Annotated in this window: 17 protein-coding genes and 4 pseudogenes; 14 read left to right on the forward strand and 7 right to left on the reverse strand. The window is 65.7% G+C overall.

What is annotated here, in order from left to right:
• Window positions 1-43: 43 nt before the first annotated feature.
• Window positions 44-1,438, reverse strand: a complete 1,395-nt coding sequence (locus BAY1663_RS08125; RefSeq protein WP_037039373.1) for a class II fumarate hydratase — start codon at window positions 1,436-1,438, stop codon at window positions 44-46.
• A 150-nt stretch (window positions 1,439-1,588) separates the two neighbouring features.
• On the opposite strand from BAY1663_RS08125, the gene BAY1663_RS08130 reads away from it, so the two are divergent.
• The 5 genes and pseudogenes from BAY1663_RS08130 to BAY1663_RS08150 all read left to right on the forward strand — a co-directional run bounded on the left by BAY1663_RS08130 (window position 1,589) and on the right by BAY1663_RS08150 (window position 5,904).
• A complete protein-coding gene (locus BAY1663_RS08130; protein WP_037039375.1) occupies window positions 1,589-2,095 on the forward strand; it encodes a DUF2059 domain-containing protein in 507 nt (168 codons plus the stop codon).
• Between the two features lie 11 nt (window positions 2,096-2,106).
• Entirely contained in the window at window positions 2,107-2,403 is a 297-nt protein-coding gene (locus BAY1663_RS08135) for a BolA family transcriptional regulator (RefSeq protein WP_037039378.1), read from the forward strand.
• 131 nt (window positions 2,404-2,534) lie between these two features.
• Entirely contained in the window at window positions 2,535-3,470 is a 936-nt protein-coding gene (locus BAY1663_RS08140; RefSeq protein ID WP_037039380.1) for a rhodanese-related sulfurtransferase, read from the forward strand.
• 64 nt (window positions 3,471-3,534) lie between these two features.
• Window positions 3,535-4,133 (forward strand): annotated as a pseudogene (locus BAY1663_RS08145) (DsbA family protein).
• Window positions 4,126-5,904 (forward strand): ABC transporter ATP-binding protein, encoded by a 1,779-nt coding sequence (locus tag BAY1663_RS08150; protein WP_037039383.1) that lies wholly within the window; start codon window positions 4,126-4,128, stop codon window positions 5,902-5,904. The pseudogene BAY1663_RS08145 and the gene BAY1663_RS08150 overlap by 8 nt, the downstream one beginning before the upstream one ends.
• A gap of 291 nt (window positions 5,905-6,195) precedes the next feature.
• Here BAY1663_RS08150 and BAY1663_RS08155 read toward each other — a convergent pair whose 3' ends face one another.
• Window positions 6,196-6,918, reverse strand: coding sequence for a TorF family putative porin (locus tag BAY1663_RS08155; RefSeq protein WP_037039385.1), 723 nt, complete (start codon window positions 6,916-6,918; stop codon window positions 6,196-6,198).
• Window positions 6,919-7,251: 333 nt separating this feature from the next.
• Here BAY1663_RS08155 and BAY1663_RS25865 point away from each other — a divergent pair.
• A pseudogene (locus BAY1663_RS25865) lies at window positions 7,252-8,349 on the forward strand (HAMP domain-containing protein); the annotation flags it as partial.
• A 141-nt stretch (window positions 8,350-8,490) separates the two neighbouring features.
• Entirely contained in the window at window positions 8,491-9,204 is a 714-nt protein-coding gene (locus tag BAY1663_RS25870) for a methyl-accepting chemotaxis protein (protein ID WP_371257597.1), read from the forward strand.
• 36 nt (window positions 9,205-9,240) lie between these two features.
• Here the strand turns inward: BAY1663_RS25870 and BAY1663_RS08165 are convergent, their stop codons facing one another.
• A complete protein-coding gene (locus BAY1663_RS08165; RefSeq protein WP_037039390.1) occupies window positions 9,241-10,284 on the reverse strand; it encodes a metal-dependent hydrolase in 1,044 nt (347 codons plus the stop codon).
• 134 nt (window positions 10,285-10,418) lie between these two features.
• Between BAY1663_RS08165 and arfB the strand changes: the two genes are divergently transcribed.
• Window positions 10,419-10,832 carry an alternative ribosome rescue aminoacyl-tRNA hydrolase ArfB gene (gene arfB, locus BAY1663_RS08170; RefSeq protein WP_037039392.1) on the forward strand — a complete coding sequence of 138 codons (414 nt, stop codon included), beginning with the start codon at window positions 10,419-10,421 and terminating at the stop codon, window positions 10,830-10,832.
• A gap of 57 nt (window positions 10,833-10,889) precedes the next feature.
• Here the strand turns inward: arfB and ggpS are convergent, their stop codons facing one another.
• From ggpS to BAY1663_RS08185, 4 genes and pseudogenes are all read right to left on the reverse strand, one after another.
• Window positions 10,890-12,245 (reverse strand): glucosylglycerol-phosphate synthase, encoded by a 1,356-nt coding sequence (ggpS, locus tag BAY1663_RS25100; protein WP_256206613.1) that lies wholly within the window; start codon window positions 12,243-12,245, stop codon window positions 10,890-10,892.
• Window positions 12,143-13,143: pseudogene (locus BAY1663_RS25105) on the reverse strand (HAD-IIB family hydrolase). Before BAY1663_RS25105 ends, ggpS begins: the two are co-directional and overlap by 103 nt.
• A gap of 203 nt (window positions 13,144-13,346) precedes the next feature.
• Window positions 13,347-14,669 carry an MFS transporter gene (locus BAY1663_RS08180; RefSeq protein ID WP_037039394.1) on the reverse strand — a complete coding sequence of 441 codons (1,323 nt, stop codon included), beginning with the start codon at window positions 14,667-14,669 and terminating at the stop codon, window positions 13,347-13,349.
• A 209-nt stretch (window positions 14,670-14,878) separates the two neighbouring features.
• Complete coding sequence (locus BAY1663_RS08185; protein ID WP_037039396.1) at window positions 14,879-15,769, reverse strand: LysR family transcriptional regulator; 891 nt, start codon at window positions 15,767-15,769, stop codon at window positions 14,879-14,881.
• 122 nt (window positions 15,770-15,891) lie between these two features.
• Here BAY1663_RS08185 and BAY1663_RS08190 point away from each other — a divergent pair, with 122 nt between their 5' ends.
• The 6 genes and pseudogenes from BAY1663_RS08190 (at window position 15,892) to BAY1663_RS08215 (ending at window position 22,086) form a co-directional block, all read left to right on the forward strand.
• Entirely contained in the window at window positions 15,892-16,713 is an 822-nt protein-coding gene (locus BAY1663_RS08190; protein ID WP_037039399.1) for a MaoC family dehydratase N-terminal domain-containing protein, read from the forward strand.
• A 79-nt stretch (window positions 16,714-16,792) separates the two neighbouring features.
• Window positions 16,793-17,954, forward strand: a pseudogene (locus tag BAY1663_RS08195) (acyl-CoA dehydrogenase family protein).
• A 194-nt stretch (window positions 17,955-18,148) separates the two neighbouring features.
• Window positions 18,149-18,553, forward strand: a complete 405-nt coding sequence (locus tag BAY1663_RS08200; protein WP_037039401.1) for a VOC family protein — start codon at window positions 18,149-18,151, stop codon at window positions 18,551-18,553.
• Complete coding sequence (locus BAY1663_RS08205) at window positions 18,550-19,902, forward strand: MmgE/PrpD family protein (RefSeq protein WP_037039403.1); 1,353 nt, start codon at window positions 18,550-18,552, stop codon at window positions 19,900-19,902. Before BAY1663_RS08200 ends, BAY1663_RS08205 begins: the two co-directional genes overlap by 4 nt.
• 131 nt (window positions 19,903-20,033) lie before the next feature.
• The gene (locus BAY1663_RS08210) at window positions 20,034-21,239 is read left to right on the forward strand and encodes a CaiB/BaiF CoA-transferase family protein (RefSeq protein ID WP_037039406.1); all 1,206 of its coding nucleotides are present in this window, start codon (window positions 20,034-20,036) and stop codon (window positions 21,237-21,239) included.
• Between the two features lie 19 nt (window positions 21,240-21,258).
• The gene (locus BAY1663_RS08215) at window positions 21,259-22,086 is read left to right on the forward strand and encodes a CoA ester lyase (RefSeq protein WP_037039408.1); all 828 of its coding nucleotides are present in this window, start codon (window positions 21,259-21,261) and stop codon (window positions 22,084-22,086) included.
• The last annotated feature ends 7 nt before the right edge of the window (window positions 22,087-22,093 follow it).

A 22,093-nucleotide genomic window follows, 5' to 3' on the forward strand; every position in this document is an offset into this window, starting at 1 on the left:
CGCTCCAGCCCCGCTGAATGACTGGTTTATCAGTCGATTCAGGTCATCCTCGTTGCCCTGACTCCAGCATGGTTTCCGGACGAACCCATTGTTCGAATTCATCGTTGGTCAGGTAGCCGAGTTCCAATGCCGCTTCGCGCAGGGTACTGCCCTCTGCATAAGCCTTCTTGGCGATTTCCGCTGCCTTGTCGTAGCCGATGTGGGGATTCAGGGCGGTTACCAGCATCAAACCTCGTTCCAGATGTTCAGCCATACGCGCAGGGTCTGGTTCGAGTCCCGCTATGCAGTGGGTATTGAAGTTGCGGCAGCCATCAGCCAGCAATCGGATCGACTGCAGCAGGTTATGGGCGATCACCGGTTTGAACACATTGAGCTGCAAATGCCCCTGGCTTGCCGCGAAACCGATGGTCATATCGTTGCCCATGACCTGGCAGGCAAGCATCGACAACGCCTCGCACTGGGTCGGGTTGACCTTGCCGGGCATGATCGAGCTGCCGGGCTCGTTGGCCGGCAGTTTCACTTCGGCGAAGCCGCCGCGAGGCCCGGAACCCAGCAAGCGCAAATCATTGGCCAGTTTCATCAGGGCCACGGCCAGGGTCTTCAAGGCCCCGGAAAGCGCGACCAAGGGCTCATGCCCAGCCAATGCGGCGAATTTGTTGGGCGCGCTGACGAAGGGAAGCCCTGAAAGAGCTGCCAGTTCCGCAGCGATGGCTTCGGCGAAACCGTGCGGGGCATTCAGCCCGGTGCCGACGGCCGTGCCGCCTTGGGCCAGTTCATAGACAGCCGGCAGGCTCTGACGGATCGCCCGTTCGGCGATGTCGAGCTGGGCTACGAAGGCCGAGAGTTCCTGGCCGAAGGTGATCGGGGTGGCGTCCATCATATGGGTCCGCCCAGTCTTGATCAGCTTGTTATGGCGCGCGGCTTGCTCGGCGAGCCCACCGGACAGCTCGGATAACGCCGGCAAGAGATCGGCATGGATGGCCTTGGCGGTGGCGATATGCATCGCGGTAGGGAAGCAGTCGTTGGAGCTCTGCGCACGATTGACGTGATCGTTGGGGTGCACGGGGCTTTTGCCGCCCTTGCTGCCTCCAGCCAGTTCGTTGGCGCGCCCTGCTATCACTTCATTGACGTTCATGTTGCTCTGCGTGCCACTGCCTGTCTGCCAGACCACCAATGGGAACTGATCGTCGTGCTGGCCATGCAACACCTCGTCGGCGGCCTGTTCGATCAAGCGGGAAATATCGGGCTGCAGGTCTCCGATGCGGTTGTTAACCCGTGCTGCTGCTTTCTTGATCAGAGCCAGGGCATGCATCACTTCGATCGGCATGCGTTCGCCACCGATTGCAAAGTTGCTCAGCGAGCGTTGGGTCTGGGCACCCCAGTAAGCCTGTTCCGGCACCTCTACTGGGCCCAGGCTGTCGGTCTCGGTACGTGTCATGCCGTTGCTCCATGGTTCGAATTACTTGTTTAGGCTGCGTTACGACACTGGGGGTTCCGTGGTGTTGCAGCCCGTTGCTTGAGCCATTGGAACTCCAGGCGCAGAATGTGTCCATTGAGGGCTACCTATCGCCCATCCAAGGTATTTCCAATGTCCACGCACCGTACCTTCCGTTTTTGCTGCGCATTTGCCCTCAGCTGTATCGCCGTTTCGTCGATGGCCGACAATGCAACCCACGCTGACAGTGCCGAGCGCTTCCTCCAATTGGCGAATGCCGAGCGCCTCGCGGTGCCGGTTTATGCCCAGGTCCAGCAAATGTTCGCGCAGCGCTTTGCCGAAGCCCAGGCGCCGGGGAGCAAGAGGGCGCTGCTCGAGCGCTACCAGGCCAAGGCCGATGCGGCGTTGGACAAAGCCATCGGCTGGGACAAGCTGAAACCTGATCTGGTCGCGCTCTATACCAGCCAGTTTTCCGAGCCTGAATTGAACCAGCTGATCGACTTCTATCAATCGCCGTTGGGCAAGAAGATGCTCGCCAAGCTGCCGGAGCTCAATGCCCGTTCGGCGCAGCTGACCCAGGCGAAACTGGAAGCCGCTGTGCCGGAAGTGAACCAGCTGCTGGCCGACATGACGGCCGAACTCGATACCCAGAAGCCTTGAGAGAGCCAGGCATGCCCAAACTCGATTCGATCCAAGACGCCCTGCAAGCACTCCAGCCCGAGCACCTCGAAGTGTTCGATGAAAGCCACATGCACAGCCGGGGGCAGGAAACCCACTACAAGGCCGTGATCGTCAGCCCGCAATTCGCCGGCTTGAATTCGGTCAAGCGCCACCAGAAGGCCTATGCCGCGATGGGGGCGCTGATGCAGCAGATCCACGCACTAGCGCTGCATACCTACACACCGGAGGAGTGGCGCCAGCAAACTGCGGTGCCATCCTCGCCCGTCTGCGCCGGCGGGCATAAATAGACGGGACCAGCTTACCGCCCGCGCGCCCGTTGTGCCTTGTTTGTTAGACTTTTCCTCGCGCCGGCCGTTGCCGGCGCTTTCGTTTGTATCCGGTCCGCCCTTTACGCGGGCGACCACTGGTGGACATACCCATGACACAGAAGATCGTCGTCGCAGCGTTGTACAAGTTCGTGTCCCTACCGGACTACGTCGCGTTGCGTGAGCCCCTGCTCGAAATACTCAGCGACAACGACATCAAAGGCACGCTGCTACTGGCCGAAGAGGGGATCAACGGCACCGTGTCCGGCACTCGCCAGGCGATCGATGCGCTGCTCGCCTGGTTTCGGCGTGATGCGCGACTGGCCGATATCGATCACAAGGAATCCTACTGCGACGAACAGCCGTTCTACCGCACCAAGGTCAAGTTGAAGAAGGAGATCGTCACCTTGGGCGTGGTCGGGGTCGATCCCAACCAGCGCGTCGGTACCTATGTCGAACCGCAGGACTGGAACGCCCTGATCGCCGATCCGGAGGTGCTGCTGATCGATACGCGCAACGACTACGAGGTGGCCATCGGCACCTTCGACGGTGCGGTCGATCCGAAGACCCGCTCGTTCCGCGAGTTTCCCGCCTACATCAAGGCGCACTACGATCCGACCAGGCACAAGAAGGTGGCGATGTTCTGCACCGGCGGTATCCGTTGCGAGAAGGCATCGAGCTATATGCTCGGTGAAGGGTTCGAAGAGGTCTATCACCTCAAGGGCGGCATCCTCAAGTATCTGGAGGAGGTGCCCGAGGCGCAGAGTCGCTGGCGGGGCGACTGCTTCGTGTTCGACAATCGGGTCACCGTACGGCACGACCTGAGCACCGGCGATTTCGATCTGTGCCACGCCTGTCGCTCCCCGGTTTCCGTGGCGGATCGGCAATCCGAGCACTACGCTCCGGGTATCAGCTGTCCGCACTGCTGGAATACCCTGAGCGAGAAGACCCGGGCCAGTGCTCGCGAGCGACAGAAGCAGATCGAGCTGGCCCGCCAGCGCAACCAGCCGCATCCCATCGGACGCGACCCCCGGGAGCTGGAGCGCTGAGCAGGCCGCATGCGCCGAGTAGTGGAGTATCGAAGTGGCTCGACTGATTTACGTGATGGACCCCATGTGCTCCTGGTGCTGGGGGTTCGCACCGGTGCTGCAGGAGCTGGCCGAGCAGGCCGGGGCGCAGGGCGTGCAATTGGAATGGGTGGTCGGTGGGCTGCGCCGCGAGCGGGCGGCTATGGACCAGAGCGGGCGCGCGCGGACGCTCTCCTACTGGCAGGCGGTGCGTGCCGCTACCGGCCAGCCGTTCAATCTTGTCGCGGGGCTGCCGGAGGGCCTGGTCTATGACACCGAACCCGCCTGCCGGGCACTGGTGGCGGCACGCGGTATCGACCAGGCCCGCGTCTGGCCGCTGGCAACGCTGATCCAGCAGGCGTTCTATGGGCAAGGCCGCGACGTGACGCAGCCCTCGCTGCTGGTGGAGCTGGCCGAAGCGGCCGGTATACCGCGCGGCAGGTTCGCCGAGCATTACGACTCCCAGGAGGCGAGGGCGGCCACGGCGGCCGATTTCGCCTGGGTGGAAAATCTCGGGATCGCCGGCTTCCCGACCTGCTGGCCGAGGGCGGGGGACGGCTGGCATTGCTGACCAACGGTTACCAGCCATTATCGGTTCTGGCCCCGTTGCTGGGGCGCTGGCTGGAGCACAATACCCATGCCTGACCGGCTCAGTTGGGCGGAGATCCGCCGGCTCGCACTGCATCATCGCAAGGCGCTGCTCCTGGCTAACCTGATCGCGGTGCTGGCGACCCTGTGCAGTGTGCCGATTCCCCTGTTGCTGCCGTTGCTGGTGGACGAGGTGCTGCTGGGCGAAGGAGATGCCGCGCTGCAGGTCATGGATCGCTTCCTGCCCAGCGGCTGGGAGACCGCGGCTGGCTATATCGGCCTGATGCTCTGCATCACGCTGCTGCTGCGTCTCTCGGCGCTGGTGTTCAACGTACTGCAGGCGCGCCTGTTCGCCCGGCTGTCCAAGGACATCGTCTATCGCATTCGGATCCGTCTGATCGAGCGGCTCAAGCGCATCGCACTGGCGGAGTACGAGAGCCTGGGTGGCGGCACGGTGGCAACGCATCTGGTCACCGATCTGGAAACCATCGACAAGTTCATCGGGGAAACCCTCAGCCGCTTCCTGGTGGCGCTGCTGTCGATCATCGGCACGGCCGCCATCCTGGTCTGGATGCACTGGCAATTGGCGCTGCTGATCCTGCTGTTCAATCCGCTGGTTATCTACGCCACGGTGCAACTGGGCAAGCGCGTCAAGTACCTGAAGAAGCTGGAGAACGACAGCACCTCGCGCTTCACCCAGGCACTCACCGAGACCCTTGACGCGATCCAGGAGGTCCGCGCCGGCAATCGCCAGGGCTTCTTCCTTGGCCGTCTCGGGCTGCGCGCCCGCGAAGTGCGCGATTACGCGGTGGCCTCGCAGTGGAAGACCGACGCTTCCAATCGCGCCAGTGGTTTGCTGTTCCAGTTCGGCATCGATGTGTTCCGCGCGGCGGCAATGCTGACCGTGCTGTTTTCCGATCTCTCCATCGGCCAGATGCTCGCGGTATTCAGTTACCTCTGGTTCATGATCGGCCCGGTGGAGCAACTGCTCAGCCTGCAATATGCCTTCTACGCGGCCGGCGGTGCGCTGGGGCGGATCAACCAGTTGCTGGCCCGGGCCGACGAACCGCAGTATGCCGGTGGCCGCGATCCGTTTGCCGGCCAGTCGACTGTCGCCATCGACGTGCATGGCTTGCAGTTCGCCTACCAGGACGAGCCGGTTCTCGAAGGCCTGGACCTCAGCATCGCGCCCGGGGAGAAGGTTGCCGTCGTCGGCGCCAGCGGCGGTGGCAAGAGTACGCTGGTGCAGTTGTTGCTGGGGCTCTACCAGCCACAGGCCGGGCAGATTCGCTTCGGCGGCGTGCCGCTGGAGGAGATCGGCTTGAACACGGTGCGCGACAATGTCGCCGTCGTGCTGCAGCATCCGGCGCTGTTCAACGACACCGTGCGCGCCAACCTGACCATGGGGCGTGAGCGGGACGACGCGCTCTGCTGGCACGCCCTGGAAATCGCCCAGCTGGCGGAGACCATTCGCCAGTTGCCGAACGGACTGGACAGTGTGGTTGGGCGTTCTGGCGTGCGCTTGTCCGGTGGCCAGCGCCAGCGGCTGGCGGTCGCGCGCATGGTGCTTTCCGAGCCGAAGGTGGTGATCCTGGACGAAGCCACCTCGGCGTTGGATGCGGCTACCGAATACGCCCTGCACCAGGAATTGAACCGTTTCCTTAGAGGCCGCACGACACTGATCATCGCCCACCGTCTGTCGGCGGTGAAGCAGGCCGACCGGGTTCTGGTATTCGATGGTGGACGGATCGCGGAGGAAGGTGATCACCAGCAACTGATCGCCGAGGGCGGCCTGTACGCCCGGCTGTATGGGCACCTGCAGCACTGAGCGGAACGGAGTCATAAAAAGGCGATGCCGGGTTACTGGACTAGCCCGATGGGGTATGCGCCGATAGGCTGGCGCTGAGCGCAGCGAAGCCCAACTGGAATCGACACGAACGTGTTGGGCTTCGTCGCTTTGCTCCTCAACCCAACCTACGCGCCTCAGGCTATGCGCCCCGAGCCAACCTGCAACCTATGCAGTGGCAAGCGAGACATGGCCTAAAAAAACCGCCCCGTTGGAGCGGTTCAAAACCAAAGGTTTGCTTGGCCCGGCCGTCTCGCGACGGCCGGCACCCGGTCAGAAGGACTTGGAGACCGCGACGGTCAGGTTGGAGTCGCAGTAGTCGTCCTTGCCATAGGTGGCTTCGCAATCCGCCGAGGCGATGTCGGTGTCGGTATAGGTCAGCGTCACGTCCAGGCCGAAGAGGGTCTTGCCCACGCCGACGGCCCAGTCGTTGTAGTCCTCGCCACCGGCCTTTGCATCGGTGTAGCCGTAGCTGGCGAACAGGGTCGTTTCGTAGGGCAGCTCGTATTCGTAGCCGGCCCAGGTGTAGGACGGGTGCACGCCGGTCTCGACGCCGTACTTGTAGCCCAGGGTGAAGCCGTAGGCGGTGATGCTCGGGATGATTTCGTAGCTGTTCCACTCGCTGGCCTGCGGATAGGCGTACTTGGCCAGCTGCAGGTCGGCGGAGATGTCATCGGTGAAGCCATAGCCGTAGCCGACGTAGTAGTCGACTTCGATGTCGGCGCCGCTGGTGTTGCCCGGGAACGCCGCATCGTCGACGTTCGAGGCCCAGATCCCGGCATACAGACCGCTTTCGTGTGCGACGTCCAGGCTGCCTTGGATAGCGGTTTCGCCAGCGGTCTGCGATTGGCCGCGCCAGATGTAATCGCTGGCCAGAGTGGCGGTCATGCTGACGTCGAAATCGCCGAGTGGAGAGGGCACCGTCTCGCTGACGGCCAAGGCGCTGAAGCCCATTGCGGACGCTGCGGCAACTGCCACTGTGAGTTTTTTGAACATGCTTTGACTCCCTGTGTCGGTACGCGAGGGTGGGCCCTCGTCCTGGAAACCTGATTGCAGTAATCAGGGTGAGGCTCTCAAAGCAGGATGCTTGCCAATTCATAAAATTATCCATAAATCATATGGATACTGTTGTTTTTGGTGTGCTGCAGAAGCATCGCTGCGCTGCGCTGGGGCGCTTTGCCAGCATCCGAAAGAGACTGCACCGCTTCGATGCATCGGGTATGTCCAGGCCGTCAGTCTTAAGGCGCCAAAAAATCCTGTTTAATTACTCAACTATTAGTAATCTTTGCCGACTCACCTGGGGTGCCCTTCATTTGTGGAATGTTTTCGATGGAATCAGTGCTGAATTTCTTCACCAACATCCCGGTCGGCAAGAAGCTGATCTACGGCTTTGGCGTGGTACTGCTGCTGACCCTGGGCGTGGCCGGTACCGGCTTTATCGCCGTCGACGAAATCCTCGGGCGGGCGAGCCAGATCAATCAGTTTTCCACGCTCAACGCCTCCATTCTCGCGGCGCGGGGAAACGAGCGTGACTATGCGCTGACGCGTCAGCAGGCCTCGGCCGATGGGCTGCGCAAGTCACTGCAACAGCTCGACGACGAGCTGGTCGCGCTGGCCGCCAGTTCCGGCAACGTGGAGCACGCCTACCTGGCGCGGATTCGCCAGGCCGCGGACGAGTACGGGCGGCAATTCGATGAATACGGCGAGTTGATCCAGCGGGGTGTCGCGTTGCGCACGCAGATGCAGAACGCCGCTCAGGTCAGCCGCGAGGAGTTCGAATTCATCGAACTCGATATGTACGATGCGGTGCGCGTCCTGCGGCTGGAGGGGGATCGCCTGAAGGGCAGCGATCCGCTGACCATCGCCGAGGCCACCTCGGGGCTGACCAAGCAGATTCTCGACATGCGCACCCTGGAGAATGTCTATGTCGGCAACAGCTCCGATGCTGCGGTCAAGAGCTGGCAGGAGCTGCACGACAACGTGGCGGCTGTCGGTAGCAATCTGAAGGTCTGGCTGGGCGATGACCAGCAGGCTTCGATGGACAAGGCGCTGGCCGAACTCGAGAACTACCGTGCCGCCTTCGCTGAGTTCCGCCAGAATCGCGACAAGCGCCTCGCGCTGGAGCGCTCGATGGACCAGCAAGCGGAGGTGGTGATCGATGCCGCCGGCGAGGCGTTGGCCAGCGCGACTGCCGCCATGGAGCAGCAGCGCCGCAGCACCTATACGCTACTGGCCGTCATCGGTGCGTTGGCGATCTGCATCGGGCTGCTGGCAGCGGTGTCGATCTCGCGGATGATCGTCGGACCGCTGCGTGCGACCGTGCAGCAGGCCCAGCGCGTGGCCGGCGGGGACCTGACGTATTCCCAGGCGAGCACGCGGCGTGATGAGGTGGGCCAGTTGCAGAACGCCATGCACAGCATGACCGAAAGCCTGCGGGCCCTGATCGGGCGTATCGGTGGGGGCGTCAGCCAGATTGCGGCGGCGGCCGAGCAACTTTCCGCCGTTACCGCGCAGACCAGTGCCGGTGTGCAGACCCAGCGGCTGGAGACCGAGCAGGTCGCAACGGCCATGCACGAAATGGCGGCCACGGTGCAGGAGGTGGCGCGCAACGCCGAACAGGCCTCGACTGCCGCGCGCCAGGCCGATCAGCAGGCGCGCCAGGGCGATCGGGTGGTGCAGGATGCCGTCGGCCAGATCGGCAACCTGGCCGGCGAGGTCGACCAGTCGGCGCATGCCATCGAAGCGCTGCATGCCGAAAGCGGGCGCATCGGCAGTGTGCTGGAAGTGATCCGTGCGGTCGCCGAACAGACCAACCTGCTGGCCCTCAACGCGGCCATCGAGGCGGCCCGGGCCGGCGAGCAGGGCCGTGGTTTCGCCGTGGTGGCCGACGAGGTACGCGCGTTGGCGCGGCGCACCCACGATTCCACCGAAGAGATCGAAGGCCTGATCGGCAACCTGCAGCGGGTCGCGCAGCAGGCTGTCGAGCAGATGCAGAACAGCCGCGATCTCACCCAGCGCACGGTGGATCTGGCCAATGAGGCCGGCGTCGCCCTGGGGCGTATCACCGAGTCGGTTTCCACCATCGAGCAGATGAACCAGCAGATCGCCGCGGCGGCCGAGCAGCAGAGCGCGGTTGCGGAGAACATTTCCGAGAGCGTGACCCGCGTGCGCGACATCGGCGATCAGAGTGCCAGTGCCACCGAGCAGACGGCCGGGGCCAGTGCCGAGCTGGCGCGGCTCGGCGTCGAGCTGCAGGAGCTGGTCCGGCAATTTCGTACCTGAGCGAAAAAGGGCGAGCCTGCCCGGGCTCGCTCTGCCTCAGCGCTTGCCGTCCAGTTCCGCCGCCCAGGCTGCCAGCGGTAGCGGCGGATACTGTCGCCAGATGCGTGTCCAGATCTGCCGCAGGCGATCCAGGTCGCCGCGCTCGGCCGGCAGGCGTTCCGGCCGAGCGATCGGTTGCCAGCCGTTTTCCGTGCGTTCGGCCAGGGGGAAACGGAAGGGATGGAAGCCGGTCATGCCCAGGCGCAGGTCGGTGACCAGCAGGCGGCCAGCGCTTTCGTCGTAGCGCAACACATCGCCGGTGAACCAGCGCAGCCGCGCGTGTTGTGGCGAGTCCCGCAAGGCCGCGGCCAGATGGCCGCCGCGCGGAAGGCGCACCAGCTCCGGCGGGCCGTCGTCCAGCCAGCTGACCAGTGCCTCGTGATAGAACTCGCCGTCCACCACGATCACCCGCCACAACAGGCTGTTGAACGGCGTCGGCGTGCTGAACAGGCGTTCGGCCCGGATGCCGTCCCGGGCCATGATGTCCCGTACGCGCTGCTCGGCCATCTGCTTGCCGGCCAGGGTGAAGCCCAGGTACAGCGAGGAAACCACCAGCGCCAGCAGTGGCCAGCGCGCGATCCGTCCGTGCAGGCCGAACAGCGTGCCGGCCAGCACCGCCAGCAGTAGCGGCACGCTGTACAGCGGATCGATGATGAAGATGCTCGACCAGGCGACCGGCGATGTGTGCAGGGGCCATAGCAGCTGGGTGCCGAAACTGGTGAAGGCGTCCAGCAGCACGTGGGTCACCAGCACCAGCCAGAGTGTGAGGAACAGACGTCCGCCGGAATAGCCCGGGTGGGGGCGCCAGCGCCTGGCCAGCCAGGCCAGCAGCGCGGCGGCCAGGCTGACCACCAGCAGCGAATGGCTGAAGCCGCGGTGATAGGTCATGTTGGCCACGGCATCGCCGTAGTCGATGACCACGTCGAGATCGGGGAGCGTGCCGAGCAGGGCGCCGTAGAGCAACGCCTTGCGGCCCTGCCAGCGGCCGAGCAGGGCGGCCTGGACGCTGGCGCCGAGTACGGCCTGGGTGATCGAATCCATGGAGCGGTCCGTTCGAAGCGGGGTTTTACCTTAGCCCAATGCTTCTGCGCACATGCGGCGAAATTCAATTAAAAACATGTCGTAATTGCCGAGACATACGACAATGCCGGGCCTGATCCTCGCGACGAGCTGCCATGCTGGAAATCGCCAATTCCGTTCAGTTGCCGGATGCCGAAATCGAACTGACCGCCATCCGCGCCCAGGGCGCCGGCGGGCAGAACGTCAACAAGGTTTCCAGCGCGCTGCACCTGCGCTTCGACATCAATGCCTCGTCGTTGCCGCCGTTCTACAAGGAGCGCCTGCTGGCCCTGCGCGACAGCCGGATCACCCGCGAGGGCGTGGTCATCATCAAGGCGCAGCGTTACCGCACCCAGGAGCAGAACCGCGCCGATGCGCTGGAGCGCCTGGCCGAGCTGATCCGCAGCGTCGCCAAGGTCGAGAAGGCGCGGCGTCCGACCAGGCCGACGCTGGGCTCCAAGAAGCGCCGGCTGGAGGGCAAGAGCAAGCGCGGGGCGATCAAGGCCGGGCGGGGCAAGGTGGAATATTGAGGGGGGCGCTGCGCCGCCGCCGGCTGGACCGGGCGTTGGCCGCCCGGTCGCCGGCGCTCAAACTTCGATCGCCTCGGCCGGCAATGGCTGCTGCTGCAGCGAGCCGAGGAATTCATCGCCCCAGCGGCGAATATCGTTGAAGCTGACGATGCCGTACAGCTCGCGCAGCCGCGCGCGGGCTTCGCTTTTCGGCATGTTCAGCGCCAGATAGCAGGTTGCGGCGAGATCGGCCGTGTCGTGCGGATTGGTCAGGAGTGCGCCCTTGAGTTCCGCCGCGGCACCGGCGAACTCCGAGAGCACCAGCACGCCGCAGCCGTCCAGCAGCCCCTGGGTGGCGACGAATTCCTTGGCCACCAGGTTCAGCCCGTCGCGCAGCGGGGTGATCCACATGACGTCGGCCATGGCGTACCAGGCCACCACCTCGTCGAACGGATGGCTGCGAAAGAAGAACTGTACCGGCGTCCAGCCGATACTGGCGAAGCGGCCATTGATGCGGCCCACGGCCTGTTCGATCTGTCCCTGCAGCGTGTCGTAGACCGAGATTTCCTGCGCCGCCGGCACGCATATGCTGGCCAGGGTGACCTTGCCGTGCAGTTCGGGGTTGGCTGCCAGCATCGCTTCGAACGCCTGAAGCTTCTCCAGCACGCCCTTGGTGTAGTCGAGCCGCTCCACCGCGAGAATCAAGCGCACGCCGGCCAGCTCCTGCCGCAGCCGGCTCATGGCCTGTTGCACCGCTTCCCGTGCCAAGGCGTTGCGTACCCGGTCCAGGTCCAGCCCCACCGGATGCGCGCCGAGCTTGACCCGGCGCATGCCGGTGTCCACTTCGGTGGTCATGCTGTCGAGCCCGACGGCGCAGCCGTAGATGACGAAGCGCGGCGCGCAGTTCTGCCGGGCGAGGGTCTCCAGTGGAAACACGCCGCGGGCGACATCGACGAAGTTCTCCACCTGGCGGGGAATATGGAAGCCGATGTAGTCGCACTGCAGCAGGCTGCCGACGATCTGCCGGCGCCAGGGCACCACGTTGAATACGTCCGCCGAGGGGAAATAGGTGTGATGGAAGAAGGCCAGCCGCAGGTCGGGGCGCAGCTCGCGCAGATAGGCCGGCACCATCCACAGGTTGTAATCGTGCAGCCACACGGTCGCACCTTCGGCGGCTTCGCGGGCGGTGCGCTCGGCGAAGGCGCGGTTGACCTGCAAGAACACCTGCCAGTCGGCCTCGTTGAACGCGGCGCGCTCCCAGAAGGTGTGCAGGGTCGGCCAGAACGCCTCCTTGGAAAAGCGCTTGTAGAAGGTGTCGACCTGTTCCTTGCTCAAGGGCACGCGCGCCGCGGTGAGGCGTGGGTAGCGCTCGGCATCGACCGTGGTGTGGCTGTCGAACGGGCCGTCGGTCTCGTCGTGTTCGGCCCAGGCCACCCAGGAGCCTTGCGGCCATCAGCGAAGAAGCTCAGCAGGGTCGGGATGATGCCGTTGGGCGATGTCGGCCGGCGGCGCTGGATGCGCCCGTCCACCCGGTGTTCCTCATAGGGCAGGCGGTGATAGACGATGACCAGCTCGGCCTGCCCGGGCTCGGCGGCCTTGCGGCTCTCGGCGGCGAAGCCGTGTTCGCCGAGGAAGCCGAAGTGGGCGAAGGCCTGGATGATGCCACCGCAACCGGCTGCCTCGGCATGCAGCACGCGGGTGCAGTTGCGCGTCTGCTCCAGCAGGCCGGGCTCGGACTGCCCGACGCAGACGCCCTTGAGCCCGCAGCCGAGCATGCTCAGGTCGTTCAGGGTGTCGCCGGCGACCAGCACCTGCTCGGGATCCAGGCCCAGGGTCTCGATCAGGCGCAGCAGGCTGCTGCCCTTGTTCACGCCGCGCGGGAGAAAATCCAGGTAGAGGTCCGCCGAGTAGAGCAGGTCGCAACCCAATTGCTCGGCGACGGCCTTCAAGGCCGGGTCGGCGGCCTGTTCCGGCGTGCAGAAATAGGAGCAGCGGCGTGCCTGCGGCACATCCTGGCGGACCAGCTCGGGATACGACGCCAGGCTTCGGCGATGACCGTCTCGCCTGGCCAACGGGTTTCGATGTGCTGCTGCAGCGGCTGGATCGGCAGCAGGGTTTCGCCGTGATACAGGCTGGCGCCGACGTCGGCGATGATGTAGTCCGGCTGCGGCAGCGTCGGGTCCGCCAGCAAGGGCAGCACGGCTTCGAGGCTGCGCCCGGTGACATAGGCGAGCTGGATGTCCGGGTGGGCGGTGATGGTCTGGTAGAGGCTGAGGCGATCCTGCGGATCGCCGCCGAGAAAGGTTCCATCGAGATCGGTGGCAAGTAGCATGCGCTGTCTCCCTGTCCATGAGTGGTGCAGTGACGCGCCGACCTGGGCCGACGAGCAAACGGCATCCGGCCGTGGGCGGCCGGGTGTATTGGCAGATTGCAGGGCACCGGGCGGTAGCCGGGCGAACCCGGTCGTCGGTGCGGCGCCAGGCCGTGCTCAGCCGTGGCGCTGGCGGAGCGCACTCATGGTTGCGCTCTCGTGGTTCAAGGTGTGTTGGCTCGCTGGGGGGCCGGGTCTCGCTCTTCCAGGGGCGGTTGGTATTCGTCCAGAATGTCTGCTTCCGCGGTCTGCGCCTGCTCCGGGGCCGTTTCGGGCGTGTCGGGCATCAGTTCCAGCACGGTATGGCTGGTGCGCAGCATCGGCGTGAAGTGTCCGTGCGGCTCGGTGACCAGATCGACCACGCGCTTGGGCCGCCAGTACGAATAGAGCGCCAGCAGGCAGAGCGTCACGGCGAAGAACAGCGGCAGGGCGACGGCGCCGAACAGGTGCATCAGGCCGCCGGCCACCACCGGGCCGAGCGCGGCGCCGAAGCCGTTGGCCAGCAGCAGGCCGCTGGAGCCGGACAGAATCTCGTCCGGGTGCAGGTGATCGACCATCTGCGCCACGGCGATGGAATAGATCGAGAAGGCCAGGCCGCCCCAGAGGAACATCAGCCCCAGCAGCAGCGGTCCGGCCTGGATCGGTGCGACCACCAGGGCCAGCACCGCGGCGATGGCCACCACCCAGAGCATCACCACGCGGCGGTCATGCTTGTCGGAAAACAGCCCGATCGGCCATTGCAGCACCGCCCCGCCGAGGATGGTCATGCTCATCAGCAGGCCGACGCCGGCCGCATCGAAGCCGACCTGGCTGGCGTACACCGGCGCCAGGCCCCAGAAACCGCCGAGCGCCAACCCGGAAATGCCGGCGCCCATCAGCGGCAAGGGCGCGATGCGCGCCAGCTGCAGCAGGTCGGTGGCGGGCATGTCCGGCAGGCTGGGCTGCGCCTGGCGGGTCAGGGTGATCGGCATCAGCGCGCTGCAGATGAGGATCGCCGCCAGCGCGAAGAGAGTGAAGGTCATCGGGCTGTCGAGGTTCAGCAGTTGCTGGGCCGCCGCCAGGGCGCCGAGGTTGACGGCCATGTACAGGGCGAACACCTGGCCGCGCTTCTCGCCACTGACCTGGGCGTTGAGCCAGCTCTCGATGACCATGTACAGCGTTACCAGCGAGACGCCGTAGAGCACCCGCAGCACCAGCCACACCCAGGGATTGACGACCAGCACGTGCAGCAGCACGGCGACCGCGGCCAGGGCGGCGTAGAAGGCGAAGGTGCGGATATGACCGATGCGCCGGATCAACGACGGCGCGAGCCAGGTACCGAGCAGGAAGCCGGCGAAATAGCCGGACATCAGCAGGCCGATCAGTCCCGTCGAGTAGCCTTCGGCGACACCGCGCAGCGTCAGCAGGGTATTGAGCAGGCCGTGCCCGAGAAGGAGCAGGGCCACGCCGGCGAGCAGCGAACTGATGGGGGCGATTAGAGACCTCATGACGGACTACCCTAGGCAAGTGTGACGGCGATGGCAAGTTGCGAACGGCCCGGGCGAGTTCGTTTCATCTGCATAACCATTTGATTAACAAGAGAAATCATGAGTGCGAGAGGGTCGCGTGGAGAACGCCGATCCGCTTGCGCTGCTTTCTTGGGCAGCTCGAACGCCCGAGGATTCCACTGCTTTACCCGCAATCGGGTAGGGCTGGCTTAGACGGAATCCGGCGCCAGGGTCGCGATCAGCGCGCGCACGCTGCCGGGCAGGGCGTCCAGTTCGCGGACCAGGATGCTGCGCTCGCGTACCGCCCAGGACTCATCCAGTGTCACCAGGGCCAGTTGCATGGTGCGGCTGTGCCGGCGCGCGGCGGATTCGGGAATGATGCCGATGCCGACACCGGCCTCGATCATCCGGCACACCGCCTCGAAACTGGAGACCTGGATGCGCAGGGAAAGCTGCCCGCCGAGCTTCTCCACCTGATCGCGCAGAAAGGTCAGCAGGGTGCTGCCCTCGTGCAGGCCGATGTGCTGATAGGCCAGGGTCTGGCGCAGCGTCACCTGCGCTTGGCCGGCCAGTGGATGGCCGACCGGCACCGCCAGCAGCAGCCGGTCGGTACTGAAGTGCAGCACCTGCAGCCCCTCGGCCTGCACCGGCCCGGCGATGATGCCCATGTCGGTGCTGCCATCCAGCACGCCGCGCACGATGTCGCGACTCAGGCGCTCCTGCAGGTCCACCGTAACTCCGGGGCGCTGGGCGAGAAAGCCCGCCAGCACTTCCGGCAGGAACTCGGTTACCGCGGTGGTGTTGGCGAAGATGCGGATATGCCCGGCCGAGTCGGCGCCGTATTCGGTGAACTCGCTTTTCAGGTAGTCCACCTGGCGCATGATCAGCCGCGCGTGCTGCAACAGCTTCTGCCCGGCCGGTGTCAGCTCCACGCCGCGGCTGTCGCGATACAGCAGACGGCTGTCGAGCTGGTTCTCCAGCGCCTTGATCCGCGCGCTGGCGGCTGCGGGCGACAGATGAGCCCGGCGCGCGCCCTGGGTCAGACTGGGAGACTCGGCGATATGGATGAACAGGCGCAGGTCGGCCAGATCGAAATGCATGTGAACTCGTCTCTGGTTTGGCGTTCGTCTTAGCCGAACGCAGGTGTCGATAAATGCAAATTCTCAGAACGCCGACTTCGTAGCATGCTTCGGCAAAACAAGACAACAACCGGAATGCTCCCATGACCGATTTATCTGCCTGGATTGGCCGCAGCGAAGAAGTCCACGACCAGCTCAGCCGTAACCTGCTGATGCGCATCGCTGCGACCTTCGGTGAAACCACCCCGGCTTACGGCGAAGCGCTACCACCGCTGTGGCAATGGTGTTTCTTCCAGGAGCCGATCGCCGAAAGCGGCCTCGGCGAGGATGGTCACCCGGCGCGCGGTGGCTTCCTGCCGCCGGCGGATAACCGCAACCGCATGTGGGCGGGGGGGCGCGTCGAGTTCTTCCGCCCGCTGGAAGCCAGCGGCGAGGCACGGCGGGTCTCCACCATCAAGCACATCGAGGAAAAGCACGGTCGTACCGGCGCGCTGCTGTTCGTCACCGTGCAGCACGACTACCTGCAGGACGGCCGCCTGGCCATTCGCGAAGAGCAGGACATCGTCTACCGCGAGCCGAGCCCGCCGAAGGCCAGTAGTGGCGAGCCGATGGTCGCCGGCGACTGGCGCGAGGCGGTATCGCCGACCCCGACGCTGCTGTTCCGCTATTCCGCCGTCACCTTCAACGGCCATCGCATCCACTACGACTGGCCCTACGTCACCGAAACCGAAGGCTATCCGGGGCTGGTGGTGCACGGGCCGCTGATTGCCACCCTCAACTTGCGCGCCTTCTGTCGCGCCAACCCCGAGGCGCGCCTGCGCCGCTTCGCCTACCGGGGCCTGCGCCCGCTGATCGCGCCGCAGCCGTTCGAGGTTGGCGGGCGCATCGTCGCGCCGGGCAAGGCCGAGCTCTGGGCCGGCGACCACAACGGCCTGGCGCAGAAGGCCGAAGTGGAATTCGACTGAATAGCGAAGCGTAGGGTGGATAACGGCGCAGCCTTGTCCACCGTTGAGGCCATGCGCGCCGAACAAGCGAGGAACCGAGATGACCCCGAGCAAGACCGAAGAACTGAATTTCATCCGCGAAGGCGTGCGTGCCTCTGTGCCGAATTCCCCGCCGAATACTGGCGCAAGATCGACGAGGAGAAGGGCTTTCCCGAGGCCTTCGTTAGCGCGCTGACCCAGGCAGGCTGGCTGTCGGCGATGATCCCGGAAGAATACGGCGGCTCCGGCCTGGGGCTGGCCGAAGCGTCGGTGATCCTCGAGGAGGTCAACCGCTGCGGCGGCAACTCCGGCACCGTGCACGGGCAGATGTACAACATGTTCACCCTGCTCAGGAACGGCAGCGAGGAGCAGAAGCGCTACTACCTGCCAAGCTGGCCAGCGGCGAGCTGCGCCTGCAGTCCATGGGGGTCACCGAGCCGACCACCGGCACCGACACCACCAAGATCAAGACCACCGCGGTGAAGCGCGGCGACAAGTACGTCATCAACGGCCAGAAGGTATGGATCTCGCGCATCCAGCATTCGGACCTGATGATCCTCCTGGCGCGCACCACGCCGCTGGCCGAGGTCACGCGCAAGTCCGAGGGCATGTCGATCTTCCTGGTCGACCTGCGCGAGGCCATCGGCAACGGCCTGACCGTGCAGCCGATCGCCAACATGGTCAACCACGAGACCAACGAGCTGTTCTTCGACAACCTGGAGATTCCGGCCAACAGCCTGATCGGCGAGGAAGGCAAGGGCTTTCGCTACATCCTCGACGGGCTCAACGCCGAGCGCACGCTGATCGCCGCCGAGTGCATCGGCGACGGCCGCTGGTTCATCGAGAAGGCCAGCGCCTACGCTCGCGACCGCGTGGTGTTCGGCCGGCCGATCGGACAGAACCAGGGCGTGCAGTTCCCCATCGCCGAAGCGCATATCGAGGTGGAGGCCGCCGATCTGATGCGCTGGCGCGCCTGCGAGGAATACGACGCCGGTCGTAACGCCGGTGCCGCCGCCAACATGGCCAAGTACCTGGCGGCGAAAGCCAGTTGGGAGGCCGCCAACGCCTGCCTGCAGACCCACGGCGGTTTCGGCTTCGCCAACGAATACGACGTCGAGCGCAAGTTCCGCGAGACGCGGCTGTACCAGGTGGCGCCGATCTCCACCAACCTGATCCTGTCGTACGTGGCCGAGCATCTGCTCGAGCTGCCGCGCAGTTTCTGACGAGCAACGTAGGGTGGAAAACGACCGCAGGTCTTTTCCACGCGTATCCAACAGGCGACGCAATTGCAGGGAAAGACCTGGCGTTCGTTTTCCACCATGTGGGCGCCGCGATGCAGCGGAGCGGGTTCGGCCAAACGCGTGGAAAAGGCTTCGTCGTTTTCCACCCTGCGACGACCGAGCGAAGGAGTGATGCCATGCAGATCGACCATCTCGACCATCTGGTCCTGACCGTCGCCGATATCGAGGCCACGGTGGATTTCTACACCCGCGTGCTCGGCATGCAGGCGGTGACCTTCGGCGAAGGGCGCAAGGCGCTGGCCTTCGGCAACCAGAAAATCAACCTGCACCAGGCCGGGCGCGAGTTCGAACCCAAGGCCGAGCGGCCGACACCGGGCTCGGCGGACCTCTGCTTCATCGTCGCCACGTCGCTGGAGGCGGTCGTCGCCCACCTCGAACGGCAAGGCGCAGCCATCATCGAAGGCCCGGTGCAGCGCACCGGCGCGACCGGGCCGATCCGCTCGGTGTACCTGCGCGACCCCGACCAGAACCTGATCGAACTATCCAACCCATTGGCCACCCCACTGGAGCCGACCGCATGAGCCAGCACACCCAGGCGCTGACCGAATTCCTCGCCGGCCTGCATTACCAGCAGATTCCCGAGCCGGTGCTCGCCCGCACCGAAGACCTCTTCCTCGACTGGCTCGGCTCCGTGCTGGCCAGCGCCGGCTCGCACCCGATTCCCCTGTTCGAGCGCTATGCGCAGAAGATGGGGCCGAGCGAGGGGCCGGCACGCATCCTGGTCAGCGGCGGCAGCAGCTCGGCCTACTTCGCCGCGCTGGTGAACGCCGCCAGCTCGCATCTGGTGGAGCAGGACGACCTGCACAACAGCTCCGTGCTGCACCCGGCCACCGTGGTGTTCCCGGCCGTGCTGGCGGCGGCGCAGGATCTCGGCAAGTCCGGCCGCGAGCTGCTGGTGGCCGCGGTCGCCGGCTACGAGGCGGGCATCCGTATCGGCGAATTCCTCGGCCGCTCGCACTACCGCATCTTCCACACCACCGCGACGGTCGGCACCCTGGGCGCGGCGGTGGCGGTGGGCAAGCTGATGGACTTCGACCAGCAGCGGTTCACCCACCTGCTCGGCAGCGCCGGCACGCAAGCGGCGGGCTTGTGGGAGTTCCTTCGTGACGCGGCGGACTCCAAGCAGCTGCACACCGCCAAGGCCGCCGCCGATGGCCTGCTCGCCGCCTACCTCACGGCCGACGGCCTGAGCGGCGCGCAGAACATCCTCGAAGGCGAGCAGGGCATGGCTGCCGGCATGTCCAGCGATGCCGACCCGAGCAGGCTGTCCGATCGGCTCGGCACGCGCTGGGCGCTGGCGGAAACCTCGTTCAAGTTCCATGCCTCGTGCCGCCATACGCACCCGGCCGCCGATGCACTGCTGGCGCTGATGCAGCGCGAAGGCCTGCGTGCCGACGAGATCGCCAGCGTCACCACCCGCGTGCACCAGGGCGCCATCGACGTGCTCGGGCGGGTGAGCGTGCCGCAGACGGTGCACCAGGCCAAGTTCAGCATGGGCACGGTGCTCGGGCTGATCGCCGTGCACGGCAAGGCGCAGCTCACCGAGTTCCGCGACCTGGCCCTGACCGATCCGGCCGTGGCGGCCTTCCGCGAAAAAGTGAGCATGGTCCTCGACCCCGAGGTCGATGGCGCCTACCCGGCGCGCTGGCTCGGCCGGGTCGAGGTCAGCACCCGCGACGGACGCATCCTGAGCGGCGCCATCGACGAGCCCAAGGGCGATCCGGGCAACACCCTGAGCCGCACCGAACTGGAGGACAAGTTCCGCCGCCTGCTGCAGTTCTCCGGGGCGCGCAGCGCCGACGAGGCGGGCGAATTGATCGACAAGGTCTGGCGTTTGCGCGACCTGGAGCGGCTGGACGAGCTGGCCTGAACTGAATCGTAGGGTGGATGACGGCGAAGCCTCATCCACCAAAGTGGCGCCAGAGTCCCCAGGGGCTTGAACAAACGCGTGGAAATGGCTTCGCCGATTTCCACCCTACGCCGAATCTGCAGGAACCGGATATGAACGATACAACCGCCAAACCCCGCCCGCTCGACGGCATCACCGTGGTCAGCCTCGAGCACGCCATCGCCGCGCCGTTCTGCACGCGGCAGCTGGCCGATCTCGGCGCCCGGGTGATCAAGATCGAGCGCCCCGGCTCCGGCGACTTCGCCCGTGGCTACGACGAGCGCGTCGATGGCCTGGCCTCGCACTTCGTCTGGACCAACCGCTCCAAGGAAAGCCTGAGCCTGGACGTCAAGCAGGATGCCGCCGCGCAGGTGCTCGACCAGTTGCTGGCCAAGGCCGACGTGCTGGTGCAGAACCTCGCACCGGGCGCCGCGGCGCGCATGGGCCTGTCGTTCGAGGCGCTGCACGAGCGCTTCCCGCGGCTGATCGTCTGCGATATTTCCGGCTACGGCGAAGGCGGGCCCTATGCGCGGAAGAAGGCCTACGACCTGCTGATCCAGAGCGAGGGTGGCTTCCTTTCCGTCACCGGCGGACCGGGCGAGACCGAGATGGCCAAGGCCGGTTGCTCCATCGCCGACATCGCCGCCGGCATGTACGCCTACACCGGCGTGCTCTCGGCGCTGATGCTGCGCGACAGGACCGGCGAGGGCAGCCGCGTCGACGTGACCATGCTGGAAAGCCTGGTGGAGTGGATGGGCTACCCGCTGTACTACGCCTACGACGGCGCGCCGCCGCCGCCGCGCGCCGGAGCCGCCCACGCCACCATCTACCCCTACGGGCCGTTCCCCACCGGCGATGGCGGCACGGTGATGCTCGGCCTGCAGAACGAGCGCGAGTGGGTGCTGTTCTGCGAGAAGGTGCTGCTGCAGCCGGAGCTGGCGCAGGACGAACGCTTCTCGGCCAACTTCAAGCGTTCGGAAAACCGCGAGGCGCTGCGCGCCATCATCGTCGAGAGCTTCGCTCGGCTGAGCGCCGAGGAGGTGATCGCCCGGCTGGACGCCGCGCCGATCGCCAACGCCCACGTCAACAACATGGCCGGCGTCTGGGCCCACCCACAGCTCGCCGCGCGCCAGGCCTGGGGCGCGGTGGAGAGTCCCGCGGGGCGGCTGCCGGCGCTACTGCCGCCTGCGCGCAACAGCGCATTCGCGCCGCGCATGGACCCGATCCCGGCGCTCGGCCAGCACACCGATGCGCTGCTCGCCGAGCTGGGCTATGCGCCCGGTGACATCCAGCGCCTGCACGAGCAGGGTGCGGTGTGAGCGTGACGAGGAGCCAGCCATGAATTCATCCATCATCCGTAGCGCGCTGTTCGTCCCGGCGACCCGCCCGGAACGCATTCCCAAGGCGCTGGCGAGCGGGGCCGACGCGGTGATCGTCGACCTCGAGGACGCCGTTGCCGAGAGCCTGAAGGCCGAAGCGCGGAGCAATCTCGACGCGTTTCTTGCTGCCAATCCGGCCGCCCGTGTGCTGGTGCGCGTCAACTCGCCGCTGCATGCCGGACATGCCGAGGACCTGGCGCTGTGCGCACGGCATGCCGGCGTGGCCGGCGTGCTGCTGCCGAAAGTGGAAAGCGCGGTGCAGGTGGCCCTGGCGGCGGCCAGCGGCAAGCCGGTATGGCCGATCGTCGAGAGCGCCCGCGGGCTCGCCAGCCTGGCGGAAATCGCCAGTGCCGAGGGCGTCGAGCGGCTGTCCTTCGGCGCGCTGGACCTGGGCCTGGATCTGGGCCTGGCCAGCGGCAGCGCGGCCGCCGAGCGCATCCTCGACCAAGCGCGCTACGCGCTGCTGCTGCATTCGCGCCTGGCGGACCTGGCGCCGCCGCTGGACAGCGTATTCCCCGATATCAAGAACCTGCACGGCCTCGCCCGGACGGTTGCCGATGCCCGCGACATGGGCTTCGGCGGGCTGCTGTGCATCCACCCCAGCCAGGTCGCTGTGGTGCATGAAACGCTGATGCCCAGCGCCGAGGAGCTGGACTGGGCACGACGCGTCCTCACCGCCGGTGCGTCCGGCGACGGGGTCTTCGTGGTGGACGGACAGATGGTCGATGCTCCCGTCGTCGGTCGCGCCCGCCGCCTGCTGCAACGTGCCGGGCAAGCGGTGCCCTGAGAGGCGC

The sequence above is a fragment of the Pseudomonas sp. BAY1663 genome (genome assembly GCF_000582595.1).
Taxonomy (GTDB): Bacteria; Pseudomonadota; Gammaproteobacteria; order Pseudomonadales; family Pseudomonadaceae; genus Stutzerimonas; species Stutzerimonas stutzeri_AF.

What these genes read in the sequence shown, in the direction of transcription:
- BAY1663_RS08200 (WP_037039401.1), top strand. Translation starts at nt 18,149, where the DNA reads ATGCAGATCGACCATCTCGACCATCTGGTCCTGACCGTCGCCGATATC.
- BAY1663_RS08215 (WP_037039408.1), top strand. Translation starts at nt 21,259, where the DNA reads ATGAATTCATCCATCATCCGTAGCGCGCTGTTCGTCCCGGCGACCCGC.
- BAY1663_RS08180 (WP_037039394.1), bottom strand. Translation starts at nt 14,669, where the DNA reads ATGAGGTCTCTAATCGCCCCCATCAGTTCGCTGCTCGCCGGCGTGGCC.
- BAY1663_RS08125 (WP_037039373.1), bottom strand. Translation starts at nt 1,438, where the DNA reads ATGACACGTACCGAGACCGACAGCCTGGGCCCAGTAGAGGTGCCGGAA.
- BAY1663_RS08165 (WP_037039390.1), bottom strand. Translation starts at nt 10,284, where the DNA reads ATGGATTCGATCACCCAGGCCGTACTCGGCGCCAGCGTCCAGGCCGCC.
- BAY1663_RS08185 (WP_037039396.1), bottom strand. Translation starts at nt 15,769, where the DNA reads ATGCATTTCGATCTGGCCGACCTGCGCCTGTTCATCCATATCGCCGAG.
- BAY1663_RS08190 (WP_037039399.1), top strand. Translation starts at nt 15,892, where the DNA reads ATGACCGATTTATCTGCCTGGATTGGCCGCAGCGAAGAAGTCCACGAC.
- BAY1663_RS08150 (WP_037039383.1), top strand. Translation starts at nt 4,126, where the DNA reads ATGCCTGACCGGCTCAGTTGGGCGGAGATCCGCCGGCTCGCACTGCAT.
- arfB (WP_037039392.1), top strand. Translation starts at nt 10,419, where the DNA reads ATGCTGGAAATCGCCAATTCCGTTCAGTTGCCGGATGCCGAAATCGAA.
- BAY1663_RS25870 (WP_371257597.1), top strand. Translation starts at nt 8,491, where the DNA reads ATGCACGAAATGGCGGCCACGGTGCAGGAGGTGGCGCGCAACGCCGAA.
- BAY1663_RS08135 (WP_037039378.1), top strand. Translation starts at nt 2,107, where the DNA reads ATGCCCAAACTCGATTCGATCCAAGACGCCCTGCAAGCACTCCAGCCC.
- BAY1663_RS08140 (WP_037039380.1), top strand. Translation starts at nt 2,535, where the DNA reads ATGACACAGAAGATCGTCGTCGCAGCGTTGTACAAGTTCGTGTCCCTA.
- BAY1663_RS08130 (WP_037039375.1), top strand. Translation starts at nt 1,589, where the DNA reads ATGTCCACGCACCGTACCTTCCGTTTTTGCTGCGCATTTGCCCTCAGC.
- BAY1663_RS08210 (WP_037039406.1), top strand. Translation starts at nt 20,034, where the DNA reads ATGAACGATACAACCGCCAAACCCCGCCCGCTCGACGGCATCACCGTG.
- BAY1663_RS08205 (WP_037039403.1), top strand. Translation starts at nt 18,550, where the DNA reads ATGAGCCAGCACACCCAGGCGCTGACCGAATTCCTCGCCGGCCTGCAT.
- BAY1663_RS08155 (WP_037039385.1), bottom strand. Translation starts at nt 6,918, where the DNA reads ATGTTCAAAAAACTCACAGTGGCAGTTGCCGCAGCGTCCGCAATGGGC.